This window comes from Polynucleobacter necessarius (genome assembly GCF_900095195.1).
In the GTDB taxonomy this organism is placed as follows: Bacteria; Pseudomonadota; Gammaproteobacteria; order Burkholderiales; family Burkholderiaceae; genus Polynucleobacter; species Polynucleobacter necessarius_G.
This window is the reverse complement of sequence record NZ_LT606950.1, coordinates 793,296-812,099: the sequence shown is the minus strand read 5'-3', so window position 1 is coordinate 812,099 and position 18,804 is coordinate 793,296. Positions and strand designations below refer to the sequence as shown.

Annotated in this window: 19 protein-coding genes and 6 pseudogenes; 17 read left to right on the top strand and 8 right to left on the bottom strand. The window is 47.4% G+C overall.

All coding sequences use genetic code 11. The features are described from left to right. Positions 1-4: 4 nt before the first annotated feature. From BQ1619_RS04630 to BQ1619_RS04615, 5 genes and pseudogenes are all read right to left on the bottom strand, one after another. Positions 5-1,325: pseudogene (locus BQ1619_RS04630) on the bottom strand (replication-associated recombination protein A). A 4-nt stretch (positions 1,326-1,329) separates the two neighbouring features. Next, on the bottom strand, positions 1,330-1,500 hold the full coding sequence (locus BQ1619_RS08660) for a hypothetical protein (RefSeq protein ID WP_162784597.1): 171 nt from the start codon (positions 1,498-1,500) through the stop codon (positions 1,330-1,332). Between the two features lie 2 nt (positions 1,501-1,502). Next, on the bottom strand, positions 1,503-1,835 hold the full coding sequence (locus BQ1619_RS04625; protein ID WP_162784596.1) for a DUF3429 domain-containing protein: 333 nt from the start codon (positions 1,833-1,835) through the stop codon (positions 1,503-1,505). Positions 1,836-1,852: 17 nt separating this feature from the next. Continuing rightward, a pseudogene (locus BQ1619_RS04620) lies at positions 1,853-2,289 on the bottom strand (3-hydroxyacyl-CoA dehydrogenase family protein). 1 nt (position 2,290) lies between these two features. After that, positions 2,291-2,527: pseudogene (locus BQ1619_RS04615) on the bottom strand (glutathione binding-like protein); the annotation flags it as partial. Between BQ1619_RS04615 and BQ1619_RS04610 the strand changes: the two are divergent. Together BQ1619_RS04610 and BQ1619_RS04605 are read left to right on the top strand one after the other, a co-directional pair. Next, a pseudogene (locus BQ1619_RS04610) lies at positions 2,453-3,091 on the top strand (aminotransferase class I/II-fold pyridoxal phosphate-dependent enzyme); the annotation flags it as partial. The pseudogenes BQ1619_RS04615 and BQ1619_RS04610 overlap by 75 nt on opposite strands. A 36-nt stretch (positions 3,092-3,127) precedes the next feature. After that, positions 3,128-3,601: pseudogene (locus BQ1619_RS04605) on the top strand (glutathione S-transferase N-terminal domain-containing protein); the annotation flags it as partial. A 6-nt stretch (positions 3,602-3,607) separates the two neighbouring features. Here BQ1619_RS04605 and BQ1619_RS04600 read toward each other — a convergent pair. Then, positions 3,608-4,268: pseudogene (locus BQ1619_RS04600) on the bottom strand (aminotransferase class I/II-fold pyridoxal phosphate-dependent enzyme); the annotation flags it as partial. Between the two features lie 79 nt (positions 4,269-4,347). Between BQ1619_RS04600 and yaaA the strand changes: the two are divergent. Both yaaA and BQ1619_RS04590 read left to right on the top strand, forming a co-directional pair. Further along, positions 4,348-5,124, top strand: coding sequence for a peroxide stress protein YaaA (gene yaaA / locus BQ1619_RS04595; protein ID WP_114662515.1), 777 nt, complete (start codon positions 4,348-4,350; stop codon positions 5,122-5,124). Further along, the gene (locus tag BQ1619_RS04590) at positions 5,124-6,335 is read left to right on the top strand and encodes a DUF2863 family protein (RefSeq protein WP_114662513.1); all 1,212 of its coding nucleotides are present in this window, start codon (positions 5,124-5,126) and stop codon (positions 6,333-6,335) included. Before yaaA ends, BQ1619_RS04590 begins: the two co-directional genes overlap by 1 nt. A gap of 56 nt (positions 6,336-6,391) precedes the next feature. Here BQ1619_RS04590 and BQ1619_RS04585 read toward each other — a convergent pair whose 3' ends face one another. Together BQ1619_RS04585 and BQ1619_RS04580 are read right to left on the bottom strand one after the other, a co-directional pair. Continuing rightward, a complete protein-coding gene (locus BQ1619_RS04585) occupies positions 6,392-6,766 on the bottom strand; it encodes a hypothetical protein (protein ID WP_114662511.1) in 375 nt (124 codons plus the stop codon). A gap of 18 nt (positions 6,767-6,784) precedes the next feature. Next, the gene (locus BQ1619_RS04580) at positions 6,785-7,774 is read right to left on the bottom strand and encodes a malate dehydrogenase (protein ID WP_114662509.1); all 990 of its coding nucleotides are present in this window, start codon (positions 7,772-7,774) and stop codon (positions 6,785-6,787) included. A gap of 158 nt (positions 7,775-7,932) precedes the next feature. On the opposite strand from BQ1619_RS04580, the gene BQ1619_RS04575 reads away from it, so the two are divergent. From BQ1619_RS04575 to BQ1619_RS09760, 13 genes are all read left to right on the top strand, one after another. Then, complete coding sequence (locus BQ1619_RS04575; protein ID WP_114663516.1) at positions 7,933-8,670, top strand: GntR family transcriptional regulator; 738 nt, start codon at positions 7,933-7,935, stop codon at positions 8,668-8,670. Positions 8,671-8,815: 145 nt separating this feature from the next. Beyond that, a complete protein-coding gene (gene sdhC, locus BQ1619_RS04570) occupies positions 8,816-9,235 on the top strand; it encodes a succinate dehydrogenase, cytochrome b556 subunit (protein ID WP_114662507.1) in 420 nt (139 codons plus the stop codon). Positions 9,236-9,259: 24 nt separating this feature from the next. Continuing rightward, positions 9,260-9,625, top strand: a complete 366-nt coding sequence (sdhD, locus tag BQ1619_RS04565) for a succinate dehydrogenase, hydrophobic membrane anchor protein (RefSeq protein ID WP_114662505.1) — start codon at positions 9,260-9,262, stop codon at positions 9,623-9,625. 4 nt (positions 9,626-9,629) lie between these two features. Continuing rightward, positions 9,630-11,408, top strand: coding sequence for a succinate dehydrogenase flavoprotein subunit (gene sdhA / locus BQ1619_RS04560; protein ID WP_114662502.1), 1,779 nt, complete (start codon positions 9,630-9,632; stop codon positions 11,406-11,408). Positions 11,409-11,424: 16 nt separating this feature from the next. Further along, positions 11,425-12,129 (top strand): succinate dehydrogenase iron-sulfur subunit, encoded by a 705-nt coding sequence (locus BQ1619_RS04555; protein WP_114662500.1) that lies wholly within the window; start codon positions 11,425-11,427, stop codon positions 12,127-12,129. Continuing rightward, positions 12,126-12,395: an FAD assembly factor SdhE gene (locus tag BQ1619_RS04550; RefSeq protein WP_114662498.1), complete on the top strand. Its 270-nt coding sequence runs from the start codon at positions 12,126-12,128 to the stop codon at positions 12,393-12,395. The genes BQ1619_RS04555 and BQ1619_RS04550 overlap by 4 nt, the downstream gene beginning before the upstream one ends. Before the next feature lie 82 nt (positions 12,396-12,477). Continuing rightward, complete coding sequence (gene gltA, locus BQ1619_RS04545; protein ID WP_114662496.1) at positions 12,478-13,791, top strand: citrate synthase; 1,314 nt, start codon at positions 12,478-12,480, stop codon at positions 13,789-13,791. 17 nt (positions 13,792-13,808) lie between these two features. After that, positions 13,809-15,218, top strand: a complete 1,410-nt coding sequence (gene leuC, locus BQ1619_RS04540; protein ID WP_114662494.1) for a 3-isopropylmalate dehydratase large subunit — start codon at positions 13,809-13,811, stop codon at positions 15,216-15,218. Between the two features lie 10 nt (positions 15,219-15,228). Further along, entirely contained in the window at positions 15,229-15,408 is a 180-nt protein-coding gene (locus tag BQ1619_RS04535) for a hypothetical protein (RefSeq protein ID WP_231968500.1), read from the top strand. 57 nt (positions 15,409-15,465) lie between these two features. After that, on the top strand, positions 15,466-16,113 hold the full coding sequence (gene leuD / locus BQ1619_RS04530; RefSeq protein ID WP_114662492.1) for a 3-isopropylmalate dehydratase small subunit: 648 nt from the start codon (positions 15,466-15,468) through the stop codon (positions 16,111-16,113). Positions 16,114-16,136: 23 nt separating this feature from the next. After that, a complete protein-coding gene (gene leuB, locus BQ1619_RS04525; protein ID WP_114662490.1) occupies positions 16,137-17,207 on the top strand; it encodes a 3-isopropylmalate dehydrogenase in 1,071 nt (356 codons plus the stop codon). A 56-nt stretch (positions 17,208-17,263) separates the two neighbouring features. Next, on the top strand, positions 17,264-18,421 hold the full coding sequence (gene asd / locus BQ1619_RS04520) for an aspartate-semialdehyde dehydrogenase (RefSeq protein ID WP_114662488.1): 1,158 nt from the start codon (positions 17,264-17,266) through the stop codon (positions 18,419-18,421). 18 nt (positions 18,422-18,439) lie between these two features. Then, complete coding sequence (locus tag BQ1619_RS09760) at positions 18,440-18,784, top strand: FimV/HubP-related protein (protein WP_231968499.1); 345 nt, start codon at positions 18,440-18,442, stop codon at positions 18,782-18,784. Positions 18,785-18,804: the final 20 nt, after the last annotated feature.

Here is an 18,804-nt window from a genome sequence, read left to right as displayed (position 1 = left end):
GAGATTAGTCCGATTTAGTTTTGTATTCGGTATCCAATTGGCGTAAGAAGGCCATTTTTTCTTTAATCTGGCTCTCTAACCCACGTTCAACCGGCTCGTACCAATGAGGCTGAGTCATTCCATCGGGTAAATACGATTCACCGGCAGCGTAGCCATGGGGTTCATCGTGAGCGTAACGATACTCTTTGCCGTGACCAAGTTCTTTCATGAGTTTGGTAGGGGCATTGCGCAGGTGTTCGGGTACAGGTTTCGATTGATCATTTGCGACAAAAGCGCGCGCGGCATTAAACGCTTTGTAGCTTGCATTACTTTTAGATGCGACTGCCAAATACACCACTGCTTGTCCCAAGGCCAACTTTCCCTCCGGTGAGCCTAGTCGTTCATACGTTAAAGCAGCATCGTTTGCCAATTGCATTGCGCGCGGATCCGCCAAACCAATATCCTCCCAGGCCATGCGAATAATGCGGCGGGTAAGATATCGTGGATCAGCTCCACCATCGAACATGCGACAAAACCAATAGAGTGCTGCATCTGGATTTGAGCCCCTAACGGATTTATGCAATGCGGAGATTTGATCGTAAAATTGATCGCCGCCTTTATCAAAGCGCCTTGCTTGTACCGTAAGGGCATTGTCAATAAAAGTTTGATCTACGCTGTTTACAGAGGAATTCGGTGTCTGAATGGCATTGCGGACTTGTTCAACCAGGTTTAATAGACGACGAGCATCGCCATCGGCATGGCTAATCAATGTATCGATTGCAGCAGAATCAAACTGCACGTCAGGCATTGCATACTGATGCGCACGCTCAAATAGGGTTTTTAATTCAGCTGCAGTTAAAGACTTGAGTACGTAGACTTGGGCACGTGACAGTAACGCTGAATTGACTTCAAAGGAGGTGGTTTTCAGTTGTGGCGCCGATAAAGGTAAACAAGCCAGACTCCACATGCGGAAGCAGTGCGTCTTGTTGGCTTTTATTAAACCGATGAATTTCATCGACAAATAAAATGGTTTGCTTTCCGTACTGCGCCATATTCTGCTGGGCTTGCTCAATTGCTTCACGTATTTCTTTAACGCCAGCAAGTACTGCGGAGATGGCAATGAACTCTCGATCGAATGCTTTCGCCGACAGGCGTGCTAAGGTTGTTTTGCCAACGCCCGGCGGGCCCCAGAGAATCATGGAATGGAGCTTGCCTGACGCAAAGGCGAGTTGTAATGGCTTACCAGTCGCTAGAAGATGGGTTTGCCCAATAACATCATCAATAGTTTTAGGTCGCAGCGCTTCCGCCAGTGGCGGCGGTGGAGTGCTGTCAAAAAGACCGCTCATACCCTCAAGCTTGAATAAAGAGAATGACAATCACTGCCCAAGTGAGGCAGGCGGCAGCAATATACGTCAAGCGATTGCGCATGACCATGAACGCTGCGCGAGTGACATCATCTGCAAAATAGTATTGATAGGTGTTTTGATCAATATTGCGTTGAATGATCAATGTCGATGCCATGATCAATAGTCCGACAGGAATGTAAATATGCAACGCGACCCAGGCAACCAGAGCAGGAATGACACCCCAGATCCAAGCATTACGGTCAATCCAGCGATCGCCACTTGGAGCCCTCCCGATGGTGTGAAGGTTTGCGCCCCAATGAATGCACCCATGAACGAGGTGATCACTGCACCATACCCAGCCAATGATTCTGCGTTTAGATAATTTAACGGGGTTGGCGCAAGTCGTACTAAAAGCGCCAAGCCAATAAATGGAATGAGGCCTGCGTAGCCAAGTTTTAAAACAAGCGGTGGAATGGGATTGTTGCTGGTGTTCACGATGATGTTATTCAAGTTAAAGAATCCAAGCCTTATTTATCGTAAGTGTAGACGCCACGTCCAGTCTTGCGACCTAAGTAGCCGGCGGCAACCATTTCACGTAGGAGTGGGCAGGGGCGGTATTTGGAATCGCTAAAGTTTTCAAAATAGACTTCCATCACTGCTAAACAGGCATCTAAACCAATTAAGTCTGCTAATGCCAAAGGACCAATCGGTTGATTGCAGCCCAGCTTCATGCCGGCATCGATATCTTCAGGACTCGCTTGAGCGCGGCATCTTTAGCTTCAGTAGTTAATGTTTCTTTTTTGACGAGTCGATCCAAACTTTTGCTGATTTGATCAAGACCACGTTGCACAGCTACGTCATTAATATCGACCATCACCACATTTAAACCAGCAACTGCACATACCTGTGCAATGCCATTACCCATGGTGCCTGCACCGATTACACCAACCGATTGAATGCTCATCCTATTTCCTTCGTTGATACTGCGTTGCTCCAAATAACTGCTCTCTCGCCTTGTCATCATGCAAGGGCTTACGTAATGCGGTTAATACTTCACACCCTCGAACGACAGCAGGGCGTTTACCGATCTTTTCAAACCAGCGTTTGAAGTTGGGAAAATCCGCGATATCAATACCCTGGTTTTTCCAATTTCGGGTCCATGGATAAATAGCGATATCAGCAATCGAATACTCTTTTCCACAGATATATGGATTATTTTTCAACTGCGTGTCCAGCATAGCGTGGCATCGCATCCCGAGCTGGCGACGCGGAGTTTTCTAATATCAAATTTTGGCAAGACCTATCATGTCACTGGCTGGAAGGTGGGCTATGTTGCAGCGCCGGCAGCTTTAACGTTAGAGTTCCGGAAAGTTCATCAATTCAATGTCTTTACTGTGAACACGCCAATGCAGTTTGGATTAGCATCCTATCTTGAAGATCCGTCGCATTACCAAAACTTGCCGACCTTCTATCAAGCGAAGCGGGATTTTTTTAGAGCCGGTCTTGAGCGAACGCCCTTTACGCTATTGCCAACGCCTGGAACGTATTTTCGATGCGTGGACTATTCTGGCTTGAATATTCCCCAGGCGAAATTATCCGAGGCGGACTTTTGTCGGTGGCTGACAACCGATATCGGTGTCGCTGCGATTCCGGTTTCCGCGTTTTACGAGGAGCCAACGGAATCAGGCGTTGTACGATTTTGTTTTGCTAAACAAGAACAAACGCTAGCAGAAGCGCTAAAGCGTTTACAGGCAATCCCCACTTAACAGATTAGAACAACAAAGAACCATTCAGGGAAACTTATGGCCATAAAATCATCCCCTGCTGCTGGAAATTTCATTGATGTCTACAGTTTGCCCACCCCCAATGGCCACAAGGTTCACATCATGCTTGAAGAATGCAACTATCGTTTGAGCAAAGACTGGATTGCACATCCGGTAGATATTGGTGCTGGTGATCAGTTCAAGAAGACCTTTTTGAAGATCAGTCCTAACAATAAGATCCCCGCGCTCGTTGATCCCAACAGTCCGGATGGCAAACCCATTAGCATCTTTGAATCCGGCGCTATTTTGCTCTACCTTGCCAGTAAAGCTGGCAAGTTCTTACCTAAATCTACACGAGGTAAATACGAGGTCTTGCAGTGGCTGATGTTCCAGATGGGTGGCTTAGACCCCATGTTTGGGCAAAACCATCGCTTCCGCTTGTACGCCCCCGAGAAAATTGAGTACGCAATCAATCGGTACACTAACGAAGCTAAGTGTCTTTATGGGGTGCTGTATTTCACCGTCATAGACCATGTGCTCATAGACCTCATCACTCAAAATCAAAGCGTTGGTTTCTTTTACTAAATTCGCCAAACGATCAAGATCGGCTTTTTGCCAAACCATGCCAGTGGGATTGTGCGGTGTGTTGATGATGATCAAGCGCGTCTTCGGATTAATGGCTTTTTGGAGGGCACCCCAGGGAATGGCATACGAGCTTACTTGCCCACTAGAATTGCGAATCGTTTCTAGCGAAACCGCAATTGCTTTGCCGCCCGCTAACGCAATCGACGGTCTATAGCTGTCATAGGCCGGTTCAATGATGACAACTTCGTCACCAGGACTAACGCATGCCAAGATTGCGGTTAATATTCCTTGGGTCCCCCTGCAGTAATCGTGATTTCGGAATCGGCATCGTATTGATGGCCGTACAAATTCTGAATCTTTTGAGCAATTCTATTGCGTAGGCTGGGAATACCAATCAATGTGGGGTATTGATTGTGATCGGCCAGCATTGCTTCATTCACTTTGGCAATCAAATGGCGATCGCAGGGAAAATCCAGAAAACCTTGTCCTAAATTAATGGCTTGATGTTGGGTGGCTAGCGCAGACATCACCGTAAAAATTGTTGTACCAACCTGTGCAGTCGACTCGGAAATGATGGGGTGGTAGAGGTTGTCATAAATCCTGTTTAGACAGATAAATTCAGTAGTCGCTAGAATGGTAGAAATGACCTAAAAAAACCATAAGCAAATTGTGCCATGTTGATCGTCCTTTCACCTGCTAGATCCCTCGATTACAAGACCCCCGTCAAGGTTAAGGCGCCCACCTTACCCGAGTTTGTGTCCGAGTCCGCCAAGTTGATCTCCGACCTCAAGAAATTGGCGCCCCAAGATGTTGCTAAGTTGATGGGTTTGTCCGATCAGCTTGCAGTACTCAATATCGGACGTTATCGGGATTGGTCTAAGAAATTTACCGATGAAAATAGTAAGCCCGCGATCTATGCCTTTGATGGCGATGTCTATGATGGATTCGATGTTAAGAGCTTAAGTGCGAAAGCGGTGGAATTTGTGCAAAATCACGTGCGGATCTTGTCAGGTCTTTATGGTGCATTGCGACCTCTTGATTTGATGCAACCCTACCGACTGGAGATGGGCACCTCGTTGAAAAGTAGTCGAGGAAAAGATTTATACGCTTTTTGGGGTAGTCGTGTGACCGAATCCCTCAAAAAAGTCTTTGATGCGCAAAAGAAACCATTTTTGTTAAGCCTTGCCTCGGAAGAGTATTTCAAGGTTTTGCAACCAAAAGATTTGGTCTGTCCTGTAATTTCTCCAGTCTTTCAGGATGCTAAGGACGGCAAATACAAAATTATTTCGTTCTATGCCAAGCGTGCCCGTGGACTCATGGCAAGATACGTTGTTGAAAATCGGATTACCGATCCAGCGGACCTAAAAGGGTTTAATCTGGACGGATACAAATATTACGCCGCAGACTCCAAACCCGATAAACCCGTTTTTAGACGAGCTGAGAAAAAGTAATGGCAGTGCATCGCACCAAACCCTCGCAACGCAGTTCTCCCGAAGTCGAAAAACTGGTCGCAGATGCGATCTCCTTGGCTGCATCGGGTAGTCAAGTTGAAGACCGTTTTTGGGAAGAGCGTCTGAATGTGCGCTTAATGCGTTTGCTCAAAAGTCAAAATCAAAATGTAATTGATGCTGCGCTCGATCAAACCTTCCGGATTAATACTGTGGCGTTTGAGGTGTTGGCAGATATCGCTGAAACGCTAGCCGAGTCTCTCAAGATGGAACACGAGGGCCAACAGTGGGATGTACTTTTGTTGGCGATGCCAATTGTTGCGCATACGCGGTATCAGATTCCCTCAGGCCCATTGCCTGCCAACGTGATTGAGGCAACGGCCAGTGCCTTGCACGGTGCTATTGCTGCAACAGATACGCGCTTAGCCATCGTACCTTGGCTCTACAGTATTGATCAGATGCCACACTCGCATTGCCAAACTCGTGTGCTTACTGAGGCGCTAGCAAATGCTGCGATTTCTGGTAAAGACGTCAAGCTAGAGTTGCGCGATATGTCGGAGACGATCGCGGTTCTTGCTGATCCGCGATTTATCGTCGCAGCACTGAGTGCGCCGAGCGGTTCGCCTATTTTTAAATGGCAAGAAGAGTCGCCCGCACGGCAAGAGCGTGGAGTGAGTTTGATTGGTTGGCAAAACGCTATGCACGATGCGATTGCAGCCATGTTGCCTGGTTGTGAATTTGAGCTTTTACTACCAGAAACCTATTTTACGAATTGCCGATTGGCCGTCAAACATGTTCGCCCCTTATGTATCCGTGCCGCAGTGAATTTTCTCGAGAGCACACTGGGCATCTTGCCAGCAGGTTTATCTTGCGTGGTAGGTGCGTTCGGTGAGGAACAGGCAGATGAATATCGCATTTCATTCAGTGCCAAGGGTTTACCCGAGGTGATGTATGGAGTGATTTGGCCACTCTACGATCGTGAGAGCGTTGCGAATGATGCGCTAAATGATTTATCCGACGATGAAAGCCTCATCAAAAAGATTTGTGATGCATTGCATGATGCGGGTGTGGAAGACGTTTTTCGTCACGCGATGTTGTTTGATCCAGAATTGTGTGACGATTGTGGCGCCCCTTTATTCCCCGATCGATCTGGTGAGGCAGTGCATGCCGAAATGCCAGAAGATACCCCTACACAACAACCTCTTTTTCACTAGAGCAATAAAAAAGCCGAGGAGTCCTCGACTTTTCTTTGATGCAGTTAAAAACCTGCTTAATTCGCTACAAAAGGCTCAGCACCCGCAAACAAATGTGGCAACTTACCGGATTTCATTTCTGCAGTTTGGCAGAAATCCGCTAAGCGGTTGCCTGTCTTGATGTTAAACAGCATTGCCTTGTTGCCCAAGACAACAAGGTCGTGACCAGAATCTGCGTTTTTGTAACGCAGGCTACCAGGTAACGAATTCTGTTTTACTAATTCGTATGTCTTAGTTTCCCAAGTCAAACGAACCTTTTCAAAAGAGCCAGCGGTTTTAAATTGCTTGCTCTCGCTACAAGCCCAAGAAACGACCTCTTGATCAGCGCTCGCAGTAGCGGTGCCCAAAAGGGCGGCTAGTACAAGGCTAATGGATAGAAGGGATTTGTTCATGTGCTTTCCTAGGAAAAATTACGGAAGCAAATGCTTCACACCAGCTTGCTCTTCAAGCAGCTCATTCAAGGTGTGTGTCATACGCTCGCGAGAGAACTCATCGATCTCCAAGCCTTCGACCATCTTGTATTCGCCGTTTTCGCAAGTCACTGGGAAGCCATAAATCACTTCCGCTGGAATGCCGTATTCACCTTTCGATGGGATGCCCATCGTGACCCATTTACCGCTAGTACCGAGCGCCCAATCATGAATATGGTCAATTGCAGCATTCGCAGCAGACGCTGCAGAGGAAAGGCCGCGTGCATCAATAATGGCAGCGCCACGTTTGCCAACAGTTGGAATAAATACGTCTTTATTCCAGGCGGCATCGTTAATCTCATCTTTCACAGACTTGCCATCGATCGTTGCAAAGCGATAGTCTGGATACATCGTTGGGCTGTGATTGCCCCAGACAACTAATTTCTCAATGCCTGCGACTGGCTTATTCAACTTGGTTGCCAATTGGGAGAGTGCGCGGTTGTGATCGAGGCGCAACATTGCAGTGAAGTTCTTCGCAGGAATATCTGGAGCAGATTTCATGGCGATGTAAGCGTTGGTGTTTGCTGGGTTACCAACCACCAATACTTTGACAGTCTTCTTCGCAACAGCATTCAATGCTTTACCTTGCGCAGTAAAGATTTGGGCGTTCGCAGATAATAAATCTTTCCGTTCCATGCCAGGACCACGTGGACGTGCACCAACCAACAGGGCAACATCAATGTCTTTGAGTGCGGTCAAAGGATCAGAATGGGCGGTAACGCCAGCCAACAATGGGAACGCACAGTCTTCGAGCTCTATGATCACGCCAGTTAGCGCTTTTTGAGCTTTTTCGTCTGGAATTTCGAGCAATTGGAGGATGACGGGCTGATCCTTGCCCAATAGGTCGCCATTGGCGATGCGGAATAGAATGGAATATCCGATTTGACCGGCTGCACCGGTTACGGCGACACGCATTGGGGCTTTTGCCATTACTAATAACTCCAGAGGAAGGTTAAGAGGGTTAAAAAATAAAAACTTTTCTATTATCCATTCAAGTGTAGGGACTTTAGCTCTACACTGTCAATGATGTCTTATATAAGACTAGAATTGTCTGGAATTTTATCCAATTGCTTTGTGCTGGAGATCATTTGTCAGAAGTAAATTTGCCTGTTGCCTCATTTAGCCCTCTGTATGAACAGATCAAGGCGATGATTTTGGCAAGCCTGCAAGCCTCTGAATGGCTTCCTGGCGAAGCTATCCCCAGTGAAATGGAGTTGGCAAGTCGCTATGCGGTGAGTCAAGGTACCGTTCGCAAGGCAATCGATGAGCTCGCTGCCCAAAATCTCTTGGTAAAACGGCAGGGCAAAGGCACTTTTGTTGCCACCCATACCGAGGATGATTGGCAATACCGATTCTTGCGCTTGGCGTTTGACTCTGGCGAAAAATTTCATCTAACCAACCGTTTCCTGGTTTGCCAAAACACCAAGGCCACCCCCTATGTCGCAAACTTGCTTAAATTAAAGGCAGGTGACCCCGTTATCTACATCGACCGAATTCAGAGCTTTGCTGGCCAACCCATTGTTTTTGAAGAGATTTGGCTTCCAAGCACTCGCTTCAAGGGTTTGGAGCTCGAAACGCTCAATGATTGGCATGGCCCAGTCTATGCGCTTTATGAAAGCCAGTACGCCACCCACATGGTGAGGGCGGAGGAAAAGATCAAGGCCGTAGCCGCAGATGAAACCCTGGCTGCCCATCTTCAGATAGCTGTTGGTGCACCCTTGCTCTCAGTAAAGCGGGTTGCCTATACCTACGGGAATAAACCAGTAGAAATTCGGCACGCAAGATACGACACTTCTGAGCAGCATTATGAAAACAAATTGAACTGAAATACTTGAGTAAAAAATTCTGCAAAACCCCCTTTTTAACCCCTATAAACCCTTAAGAACCCACTATAGACCCAAGGTTTCTAATAGAATATGTTGCAACACAACAAGGTCGTACTGAACCTCCACCTAAAGATAGAGATTACCCATGGTTGAAGCACAGCAAAGCGTTAAAAAAGATAGACCGGTTTATCGCAATATTGGTCTTGCCCAGTTAATTAAATATCGACTTCCTTGGGTGGGAAAAGTTTCCATCCTTCATCGCATCAGCGGAGCAGTGTTGTTCCTCTTGTTGCCGTTCATTTTGTACCTCTTTGATCAGAGCTTAGCCTCTGAATTGAGTTATCAAAAATTCCAAGCTTTCACTAGCAACATCTTGGTAAGACTAATTTGCCTCGGTTTGATTTGGTCTTTCTTGCACCACTTCTGTGCTGGTATCCGCTACCTCTTGCTCGATCTCGAAATCGGCGTAGAGAAGTCTGAATCAAATCGTTCGGCCATCATCGTGTTGGTCGTTGGCATTGCTTTGACTGCAGTAGTTGGTCTCAAAATGTTCGGCCTGTATTAAGCGCTTCTTCATTAAGGAAATTTCATGCCTATTTATCAAATCGGACCAAAGCGCTTAGTTGTCGGTGCGCATTACGATCCTAAAGAATGGATTATTCAACGCGTAACTGCGATTGTGATGGTGGTCTTTGCGATCGCGTTGTTGGTCGACTATTGCATTACTGGTAGCGCTACATACGAGGGCTGGTCAGGCCTATTCAGTAACCAATTCATGAAGTTGCTAACGTTGTTGGCATTGTTTAGCTTGTTCTATCACGCATGGATTGGTGTGCGTGATATTTGGATGGACTACATCAAGCCCGTCAGCATTCGTTTGACACTTCAGGTGTTGACCGTTTTGTATCTCGTTGCCTGTGCGGCCTATGCTGTACAAATTTTGTGGAAAGTGTAATTCGATGACTGCGATTCAAAAATCATTTCCACACCGCCGTTTTGATGCGGTGATTGTTGGTGCGGGTGGTTCAGGTATGCGTGTTTCATTGCAGTTAGCCGACGCCAGTCTCAACGTTGCTGTATTGACTAAAGTTTTCCCAACGCGTTCTCATACCGTTGCCGCGCAAGGTGGTATCGGCGCGTCATTGGGTAACATGAACGAAGACAACTGGCACTACCACTTTTATGACACGATTAAGGGTTCTGACTGGTTAGGTGATCAGGACGTTATTGAATTTATGTGTCGCGAAGCTCCCAAAGCGGTTTACGAGTTAGAGCACTTTGGTATGCCATTTGACCGTAACCCTGACGGCACAATTTATCAGCGTCCATTCGGTGGCCACACTGCAAACTATGGTGAAAAGCCAGTGCAACGTGCCTGTGCCGCTGCGGACCGTACTGGTCATGCAATGTTGCACACTCTGTATCAGCGTAACGTACGCGCAAAAACCAACTTTTTCGTAGAGTGGTTGGCGCTGGATTTAATCCGTGATGACGAAGGCGATGTAGTTGGTGTTACCGCCCTCGAAATGGAAACTGGCCAAGTCTACATTTTGGAAGCCAAGGTGGTGATGTTGGCTACTGGTGGTGCAGGTCGTATTTGGGATGCGTCGACTAACGCCTTTATTAATACCGGCGACGGCATGGGCTTAGCAGCTCGCGCAGGTATTCCATTGGAAGATATGGAGTTCTGGCAATTCCACCCAACCGGCGTTGCTGGTGCGGGCGTGTTGTTGACAGAAGGTTGCCGCGGTGAAGGCGGTATCTTGCGTAACAAGGGTGGTGAGCGTTTCATGGAGCGCTATGCGCCAACCTTGAAAGATTTGGCGCCACGTGATTTCGTATCCCGCTCAATGGACCAAGAGATTAAAGAAGGGCGCGGTTGTGGTCCTAACGGTGACTATGTGGTGCTCGATCTGACGCATATCGGTGCCGATACCATCAGGAAGCGTTTACCTTCTGTATACGAAATTGGCATCAACTTTGCGAACGTTGACGTAACCAAAGAGCCGATTCCAGTAGTGCCAACCATTCACTATCAGATGGGCGGTATCCCTACCAACATCAATGGTCAAGTGGTTGTGCCAGCAAACGGTAAACACAATGAAGTGATTAATGGTTTGTATGCGATTGGCGAGTGCTCATGCGTTTCAGTACACGGTGCTAACCGCTTAGGCACCAACTCTTTGCTCGACCTCTTGGTATTTGGTCGCGCAGCAGGTAACCACATTGTTAGTTTGAACCTCAAGAATCGCGAATTCAGGCCATTGCCAAAAAATGCTGGTCAGCAAACTCTCGAGCGTATTGCGAAGTTGGATAGCTCTATTTCTGGCGAGTACGCACAAGACGTTGCAAACGATATTCGTAAGTGCATGCAGAAATACGCTGGTGTATTCCGTAACCAGGAGTTGATGGACGAAGGTGTTCGTCAAATGGCGAAGTTAACCGAGCGCGCTAAACATTTATGGGTCAAAGATAAGTCTGAGATTTTCAATACTGCACGTATCGAAGCTCTTGAGGTGGCGAACTTGGTTGAGACTGCAAACGCAACCATGACTTCTGCGGCAGCCCGCAAAGAAAGTCGTGGCGCTCACTCGCATGACGACCATCCACATCGTGATGACGACAACTGGATGAAGCATACTCTTTGGTATAGCGAAGGCAATCGTTTGGACTACAAGCCAGTCCAATTGAAACCATTGACTGTTGAATCAGTTCCTCCAAAAGAACGTACTTTCTAAGCAAGAGAGATAGAGAATGAGTGATACCCGTATATTTGAAATTTATCGTTACGATCCAGATGTCGATGCAGCCCCACGCATGCAGCGCTATGAGCTTGAGCTCAAAGGCGAGCGTATGTTGTTGGATGCGTTAATTTCATTGAAGAAACAAGACGAAACGATTTCGTATCGTCGCTCTTGCCGCGAAGGCGTGTGCGGTTCAGATGCAATGAACATCAATGGCAAAAACGGCTTGGCCTGTTTGACAAACATGTTGACCTTGCCAAAAGTGATTACATTGCGTCCTTTGCCTGGCTTGCCAGTGGTGCGTGACTTGATCGTTGATATGACCTTGTTCTTCAAACAATACTTATCCATCAAGCCATATTTGGTGAATGACAATCCGCCGCCAGAAAAAGAACGTCTTCAGAGTCCTGAAGAGCGAGAAGAGTTGAATGGTTTGTATGAGTGCATTTTGTGCGCTTCATGCTCTACATCATGCCCATCATTCTGGTGGAATCCAGACAAGTTTGTTGGACCAGCAGGTTTGTTGCAGGCATATCGCTTTATTGCCGATAGTCGTGATGAAGAAACTGCACGTCGTCTCGACAATCTTGAGGATCCATACCGTTTATTCCGTTGCCATACTATCATGAATTGCGTGGACGTCTGTCCTAAGCATTTGAACCCAACGAAGGCGATTGGCAAGATTAAGGAGTTGATGGTTCGCAGGGCGGTATGACCCTCGGAAATGCAGAGTTATATCGTTTAAAGAGTGATGCCCGTCGGGGATTGCTGGAGAACGATTTAATTCTGCAACGTTTCTTTGAGCGATACGGCGCTCAGCTAAGCGTAGAAGATGGAAAAGTATTAAGTCAGCTATTGGCTTTAGGTGATAACGATCTTATGGATTTATTGATCGGCCGAAAAGACGTGATTGCTGGGATGGAGAAGGAAATGCAGTCAGATTCCTTTAAAGCGGTATTACAAAAGCTGAGAGAGAAATAAATCAGCATTTTGGTGCAGTGGCTGTGTAGGCGTGTGAACGAATAGTGTATTAATCATAATTTTGAATGACTAAGGATTAGAAATGATTGAATCGGACATCAAGGCAAAACTCTCGTTTTCGGATGGCACACCAGATATTGATCTGCCAATTTACAAAGGGACGGTAGGTCCTGATGTGATCGACATTCGTAAGCTCTATGGTCAGACTGGTAAGTTCACCTACGATTCCGGTTTTCTGTCTACTGCGTCATGCAATAGCAAAATCACCTACATCGATGGCGATAAGGGCGAGCTGCTCTATCGTGGTTACCCCATTGAAGATTTAGCAGGTAACTGTGACTTCTTGGAGGTTTGCTACCTCTTGATCAACGGCGAATTGCCTAATGCGAAAGAGAAGACAGATTTTGAAAACATGGTGATGCACCACACCATGGTTCATGAGCAGATGCAATTCTTCTTGCGCGGTTTCCGTCGTGATGCCCACCCAATGTCCATATTGACTGGTTTGGTGGGTGCAATGGCGGCGTTCTACCATGATGAAATCGACTACAGCGATGCGTATACTCGCGAAGTAGCACAAATTCGTCTGATTGCCAAAATGCCTACCTTGGTAGCGATGGCATACAAATACTCAGTAGGGCAACCATTTATCTATCCAGATAACTCCTTGTCATACACCGCAAACTTTATGCGCATGATGTTTGCAACACCTTGTGAAGAGTACAAAGTAAACCCAGTGCTGGTTCGTGCTTTAGATCGCATCTTCACATTGCATGCAGACCATGAGCAAAATGCCTCAACTTCGACAGTGCGTTTGTGTGGTTCTTCAGGCATCAATCCATTCGCTGCCATCTCTGCTGGTATTGCCTGCCTCTGGGGCCCTGCGCATGGTGGTGCAAACGAAGCCTGTTTGCAGATGCTCAATGAGATTCAAGCTCAAGGTGGCGTTGAGAAGATCCATGAGTTCATTGCGCAAGTAAAAGATAAAAACTCTGGTGTACGTTTGATGGGCTTTGGTCACCGCGTTTACAAAAACTTTGACCCACGCGCTAAATTGATGCGTGAGACATGCTATGAAGTCTTAAATGAGCTTGGCTTGCAAGATGATCCATTGTTCAAGTTGGCGATGACACTAGAGAAGATTGCGTTGGAAGATGACTACTTTGTGAGTCGTAAGCTGTATCCAAACGTTGACTTCTACTCTGGTATTGTCCAGCGCGCTTTGGGTATCCCAACCGAAATGTTCACCTGCATCTTTGCACTAGCCAGAACAGTGGGCTGGATTGCGCAGTGGGAAGAGATGATCACCGATCCAGAGTACAAGATTGGACGTCCACGTCAGTTGTACGTTGGTGAAACTTCACGCAAGGTACCCAATATCTCTGCTCGTAAATAAAGGTCTTAATGTCTCTCATGTCTCGTACGCTTTATGACAAATTGTGGAATGACCACGTTGTTTACTCAGAAGAGGATGGCACAGCCACGATCTACATTGATCGTCAATTTCTCCATGAGGTAACCAGCCCTCAAGCATTTGAAGGATTGAATCTGGCTGGCCGCCCGGTTTGGCGTATCTCCGCCAATTTGGCGGTATCCGACCACAATGTTCCGACAACGGATCGCTCACAAGGAATTGCGGATCCAATTTCGAAGCTGCAGGTCGATACGCTTGATCAAAACTGTGATGCTTTTGGTATTACGCAATACAAGATGAACGATACCCGTCAGGGAATTGTTCATGTCATTGGACCAGAGCAGGGTGCTACTTTGCCTGGCATGACGGTGGTATGCGGCGATTCACATACCAGTACGCATGGCGCATTTGGTGCGTTAGCGTTTGGTATCGGTACCTCAGAAGTGGAGCATGTACTGGCTACACAAACCTTGCTCATGAAAAAGAGCAAAAACATGTTGGTACGCGTTGATGGCCGTTTGCAACCAGGCGCATCCGCGAAAGACATCGTGCTGGCAGTGATTGGCAAGATTGGTACTGCAGGTGGCACTGGTTACACCATTGAATTTGCTGGCGAGGCGATTCGCAATCTGTCCATGGAAGGTCGCATGACCTTGTGCAATATGGCAATTGAGGCGGGCGCACGCTCAGGACTTGTGGCTGTAGATGAAACTACTATTGAATACGTTCAAGGTCGTCCATATGCTCCTAAGGGCCCGGCGCTATTACAAGCACTGCAATATTGGAGAACCCTTCATTCTGATCCGGACGCAAAGTTTGATGCTGTCGTGGAATTGCGTGCAGAAGAAATTGCACCCCAAGTGACGTGGGGAACATCTCCCGAGATGGTTCTATCCATTGATGGACGCGTGCCGGATCCCGAGAAAGAGCGCGATCCAAATAAACGTTCAGCCATTGAGCGCGCTTTGGAATACATGAACTTAGTGCCTAATACGCCATTAAACAGTATTGCAGTGGATAAAGTATTTATTGGTTCCTGCACAAACAGCCGCATTGAAGATATTCGTGCTGCTGCAAAAGTGGTTGATCGTATCGGTAAAAAAGTAGCCCCAAATATTAAGTTGGCCATGGTTGTTCCAGGGTCTGGCTTAGTGAAAGCGCAAGCCGAGCGTGAGGGTCTGGACCGCATTTTTAAAGCGGCTGGCTTTGAATGGCGCGAGCCTGGTTGCTCTATGTGTTTGGCGATGAACGGGGATCGTTTTGAACCTGGCGAGCGCTGCGCATCGACCTCCAACCGTAACTTTGAGGGACGTCAAGGCAACGGTGGACGTACACACTTGGTCAGTCCTGCAATGGCGGCAGCAGCTGCGATCGAAGGCCATTTCGTTGACGTTCGTAAGATTTCATAAGGATATCGCGATGAAATTTTCTCCAATATCGTTGATTGCTCGTTTGGCCATTGTTGGTATCGCTGGTCTTCTGATTGCCGCCTGCAGCAGCACACTTGAGGGCATGGGAAAAGATTTGCAGACCATGGGATTCAATGGGTGGGTCTGGAGCAAAACCAACACAGCAAAACCAATCGCAAACACAAGGTAAGGACGTTGTCGTTACCCCGGTTAAATAAACACTATTTACAGAATCGAAGTTAGCATCATGGAAAAATTTACGGTATACAAAGGTGTGGTTGCTCCGTTAAATCGCGAGAACGTGGATACCGATGCAATCATTCCAAAACAGTTTCTAAAATCGATTAAAAAAACAGGCTTTGGTCAAAACTTGTTTGATGAGTGGCGTTACCTAGATCATGGTGAGCCTGGTCAAGATTGCAGCGCTCGACCAATCAACCCCGATTTTGTTCTCAACCAACCACGTTACAAAGGCGCTGGTATTTTGTTGTCCCGCAAAAATTTTGGTTGCGGCAGTTCCCGTGAGCATGCTCCTTGGGCTTTGGACCAGTTTGGCTTCAGAGCCGTGATCGCCCCAAGTTTTGCAGATATCTTTTTCAATAACTGCTACAAAAATGGTCTCTTACCCATCGTATTGACTGAAATGCAGGTAGATCATTTATTTAATAAAACCCAGGCATTTAATGGTTATCAATTAACGATTGATTTAGAGGCTCAGCAGGTGGTAACCCCGGACGGTACCGCTTATAGCTTTGAGATCATGCCTTTCCGGAAGTGCTGCCTTCTTAATGGCCTTGACGATATTGGCTTAACCCTGCGCCATGCAGATAAAATTAAGGCTTACGAAGCTGAGCGCATTCTGAAGATGCCTTGGCTTGCAACTCAATTGCCGTAATTTTGTAGATTTAATGGTTTTTCATGAAAATTGCGGTTCTCCCGGGCGATGGGATAGGCCCGGAAATCGTTGCTCAGGCCGTTCGTGTGCTCAAGGCGCTCGGAACGCAGGTTGATTTAGAGGAAGCGCCTGTAGGCGGAGCTGCTTATGATGTGGCAGGGCACCCTTTGCCACCAGCAACCCTAGAATTGGCAAAAAAAGCCGATGCAATCTTATTTGGTGCTGTTGGCGATTGGAAATACGACACTCTGGCGCGTGAACTCCGCCCAGAGCAAGCGATTTTAGGATTGCGCAAACACTTAGCGTTGTTTGCCAACTTCAGGCCAGCAATTTGTTATCCAGAGCTTACCGCTGCTTCGAGTTTAAAACCCGAAATTATTGGTGGCTTGGATATTTTGATTGTCCGCGAACTCAACGGCGATATTTATTTTGGACAACCGCGCGGCATTCGCACTTCGGAGTTGGAATTATTTAAGGGTGCGCGCGAGGGGTTTGACACCATGCATTACAGCGAGCCTGAAGTAGAGCGTATCGGTCGTGTTGCATTTGAGGTTGCTCGTAAGCGAGGCAAAAAAGTTTGTAGCGTGGATAAAGCAAACGTACTCGAGACCTCACAACTATGGCGTAAAGTGATGATTCGGGTGTCAAAGGACTATCCAGATGTCGAGTTATCGCATATGTATGTGGATAACGCAGCCATGCAGCTGGTTAAAGCGCCTAAGGCCTTCGATGTGGTGGTAACGAGCAATCTTTTTGGCGATATTCTGTCGGATGAGGCGGCGATGTTGACTGGATCTATCGGAATGTTGCCTTCTGCATCTTTGGATAAGAACAATAAAGGCTTATATGAGCCGAGTCATGGCTCTGCACCAGATATTGCGGGTAAGGGTATTGCGAATCCGTTGGCGACAACTTTGTCCGCTGCCATGATGTTGCGGTATTCCTTGGGTATGCCTACTGAAGCAGATCGTATTGATAAAGCGGTGCAAAAAGTATTGGCGCAGGGATTGCGCACTGCGGATATTTACACGGAAGGCACTCAAAAGGTAAGCACCGTGCAAATGGGTGATGCAGTGGTAGCGGCCTTAGCTTAGTCTTGAAATAATCATTAATAGTAGTAGCGATACAACTTTTTATAGATAGTGAAATCATGGCAAATTCAAATACACCATTGGTAGGATTGGTTGGCTGGCGCGGAATGGTAGGAAGCGTGCTAATGGAGCGCATGCTTGCTGAGAAGGATTTTGAACTGATCGAACCCGTTTTCTTTAGCACCAGCCAAGCGGGTGGCGAAGTGCCATTGCTCAATGGTAAAAAAGTCACCAAGAGTGAAAATACATTGCAAGATGCGAATGACATCAGTGCATTGTCACGCTGCGACATTATTTTGACTTGCCAAGGCGGCGACTATACCAATGAAATCTTCCCGAAACTGCGTGCAGCGGGTTGGAATGGTCACTGGATTGATGCTGCTAGCGCATTGCGCATGAAGGATGATGCGGTACTGGTTTTGGATCCCGTTAATCGCGCTGTCATCGATAAGGCTCTAGCAGCTGGTGGCAAAAACTGGATTGGTGCGAACTGCACGGTCAGTTTAATGATGATGGCTATGGGCGGCTTGGTGAAGGCTGACATGGTGGAGTGGATTAGCGCCATGACCTATCAGGCAGCCTCAGGTGCTGGCGCGCAGAACATGCGCGAGTTGCTCTTGCAGATGGGTGCATTGCGTGACAGCGTTGCCACAGAATTGGCTGATCCGTCTTCATGGATCTTGGATATCGATCGTAAGGTCACTGAGACACTGCGCTCAGCCGACTTTCCGAAAAAGAATTTCCGCAACACCGCCCTGGCTGGTAGCTTAATTCCATGGATCGACGTTCCTGTTGAGAATGGTCAAACTAAGGAAGAGTGGAAGAGCGGCGCTGAATTTAACAAAATTCTAGGCCGACCTGCATTCCGTTCGCCAGGCAGTATTCCGATTGATGGTTTATGCGTTCGTGTTGGCGCCATGCGTTGCCACTCGCAAGGTTTGACGGTCAAGTTGAAGAAAGACATTCCGCTTCAGGATATTGAAACTATTTTGGCAAACGATAATCGGTGGGTCAAAGTGGTTCCGAACGATCGTGAGACTACCGAGCGCGATCTATCGCCTGCTGCAATAAGCGGCACCTTAACTGTACCTATTGGGCGCTTGCATAAGTTGGCGATGGGGCCTGAATATCTTGGCGCATTTACGGTAGGTGATCAATTGTTATGGGGTGCTGCAGAACCGTTGCGTCGCATGCTCCGTATCTTGCTTGAGAAGTAATTCTCCTTTAATGCCCTAATGTTGTTAAGGACCCAACTTCGCTTGCTCAAAGCGTTTTGCTTTGTTCTGCCCCGTTGGGCTTGCACAACTTGGGCGGTCACCTTGGGTGCGCCTCAACTCCAGTCACGTCCTGGCGAACCCCTGCGCGTTGAGATTCCGATTCGTATTGCGGCGGAAGAGAGCGGTGCGCTCGAGTCGCTCAAGGTTGCTTTGCCTGGAAAAGCATCGTATGAGCGTTTAGGCGTCTCGCAAAAAGTCCTCGAGCTCAATCCTCAGGCGATGGTGTATCGAAACCGTGCTGAGCAATTGATGGTGTTGGTTGAAACGGTCAATTCAGTACCTATTACGGACGATCCTTTTTAGACGTATTAGTAAATCTCAAT

Excerpts from the sequence above, each read along its gene's own strand:
- BQ1619_RS08660 (WP_162784597.1), bottom strand. The coding sequence starts at position 1,500 with ATGGCATCGACATTGATCATTCAACGCAATATTGATCAAAACACCTAT.
- yaaA (WP_114662515.1), top strand. The coding sequence starts at position 4,348 with ATGTTGATCGTCCTTTCACCTGCTAGATCCCTCGATTACAAGACCCCC.
- BQ1619_RS04590 (WP_114662513.1), top strand. The coding sequence starts at position 5,124 with ATGGCAGTGCATCGCACCAAACCCTCGCAACGCAGTTCTCCCGAAGTC.
- BQ1619_RS04585 (WP_114662511.1), bottom strand. The coding sequence starts at position 6,766 with ATGAACAAATCCCTTCTATCCATTAGCCTTGTACTAGCCGCCCTTTTG.
- BQ1619_RS04580 (WP_114662509.1), bottom strand. The coding sequence starts at position 7,774 with ATGGCAAAAGCCCCAATGCGTGTCGCCGTAACCGGTGCAGCCGGTCAA.
- sdhC (WP_114662507.1), top strand. The coding sequence starts at position 8,816 with ATGGTTGAAGCACAGCAAAGCGTTAAAAAAGATAGACCGGTTTATCGC.
- sdhD (WP_114662505.1), top strand. The coding sequence starts at position 9,260 with ATGCCTATTTATCAAATCGGACCAAAGCGCTTAGTTGTCGGTGCGCAT.
- sdhA (WP_114662502.1), top strand. The coding sequence starts at position 9,630 with ATGACTGCGATTCAAAAATCATTTCCACACCGCCGTTTTGATGCGGTG.
- BQ1619_RS04555 (WP_114662500.1), top strand. The coding sequence starts at position 11,425 with ATGAGTGATACCCGTATATTTGAAATTTATCGTTACGATCCAGATGTC.
- BQ1619_RS04550 (WP_114662498.1), top strand. The coding sequence starts at position 12,126 with ATGACCCTCGGAAATGCAGAGTTATATCGTTTAAAGAGTGATGCCCGT.
- gltA (WP_114662496.1), top strand. The coding sequence starts at position 12,478 with ATGATTGAATCGGACATCAAGGCAAAACTCTCGTTTTCGGATGGCACA.
- leuC (WP_114662494.1), top strand. The coding sequence starts at position 13,809 with ATGTCTCGTACGCTTTATGACAAATTGTGGAATGACCACGTTGTTTAC.
- BQ1619_RS04535 (WP_231968500.1), top strand. The coding sequence starts at position 15,229 with ATGAAATTTTCTCCAATATCGTTGATTGCTCGTTTGGCCATTGTTGGT.
- leuD (WP_114662492.1), top strand. The coding sequence starts at position 15,466 with ATGGAAAAATTTACGGTATACAAAGGTGTGGTTGCTCCGTTAAATCGC.
- leuB (WP_114662490.1), top strand. The coding sequence starts at position 16,137 with ATGAAAATTGCGGTTCTCCCGGGCGATGGGATAGGCCCGGAAATCGTT.
- asd (WP_114662488.1), top strand. The coding sequence starts at position 17,264 with ATGGCAAATTCAAATACACCATTGGTAGGATTGGTTGGCTGGCGCGGA.
- BQ1619_RS09760 (WP_231968499.1), top strand. The coding sequence starts at position 18,440 with ATGTTGTTAAGGACCCAACTTCGCTTGCTCAAAGCGTTTTGCTTTGTT.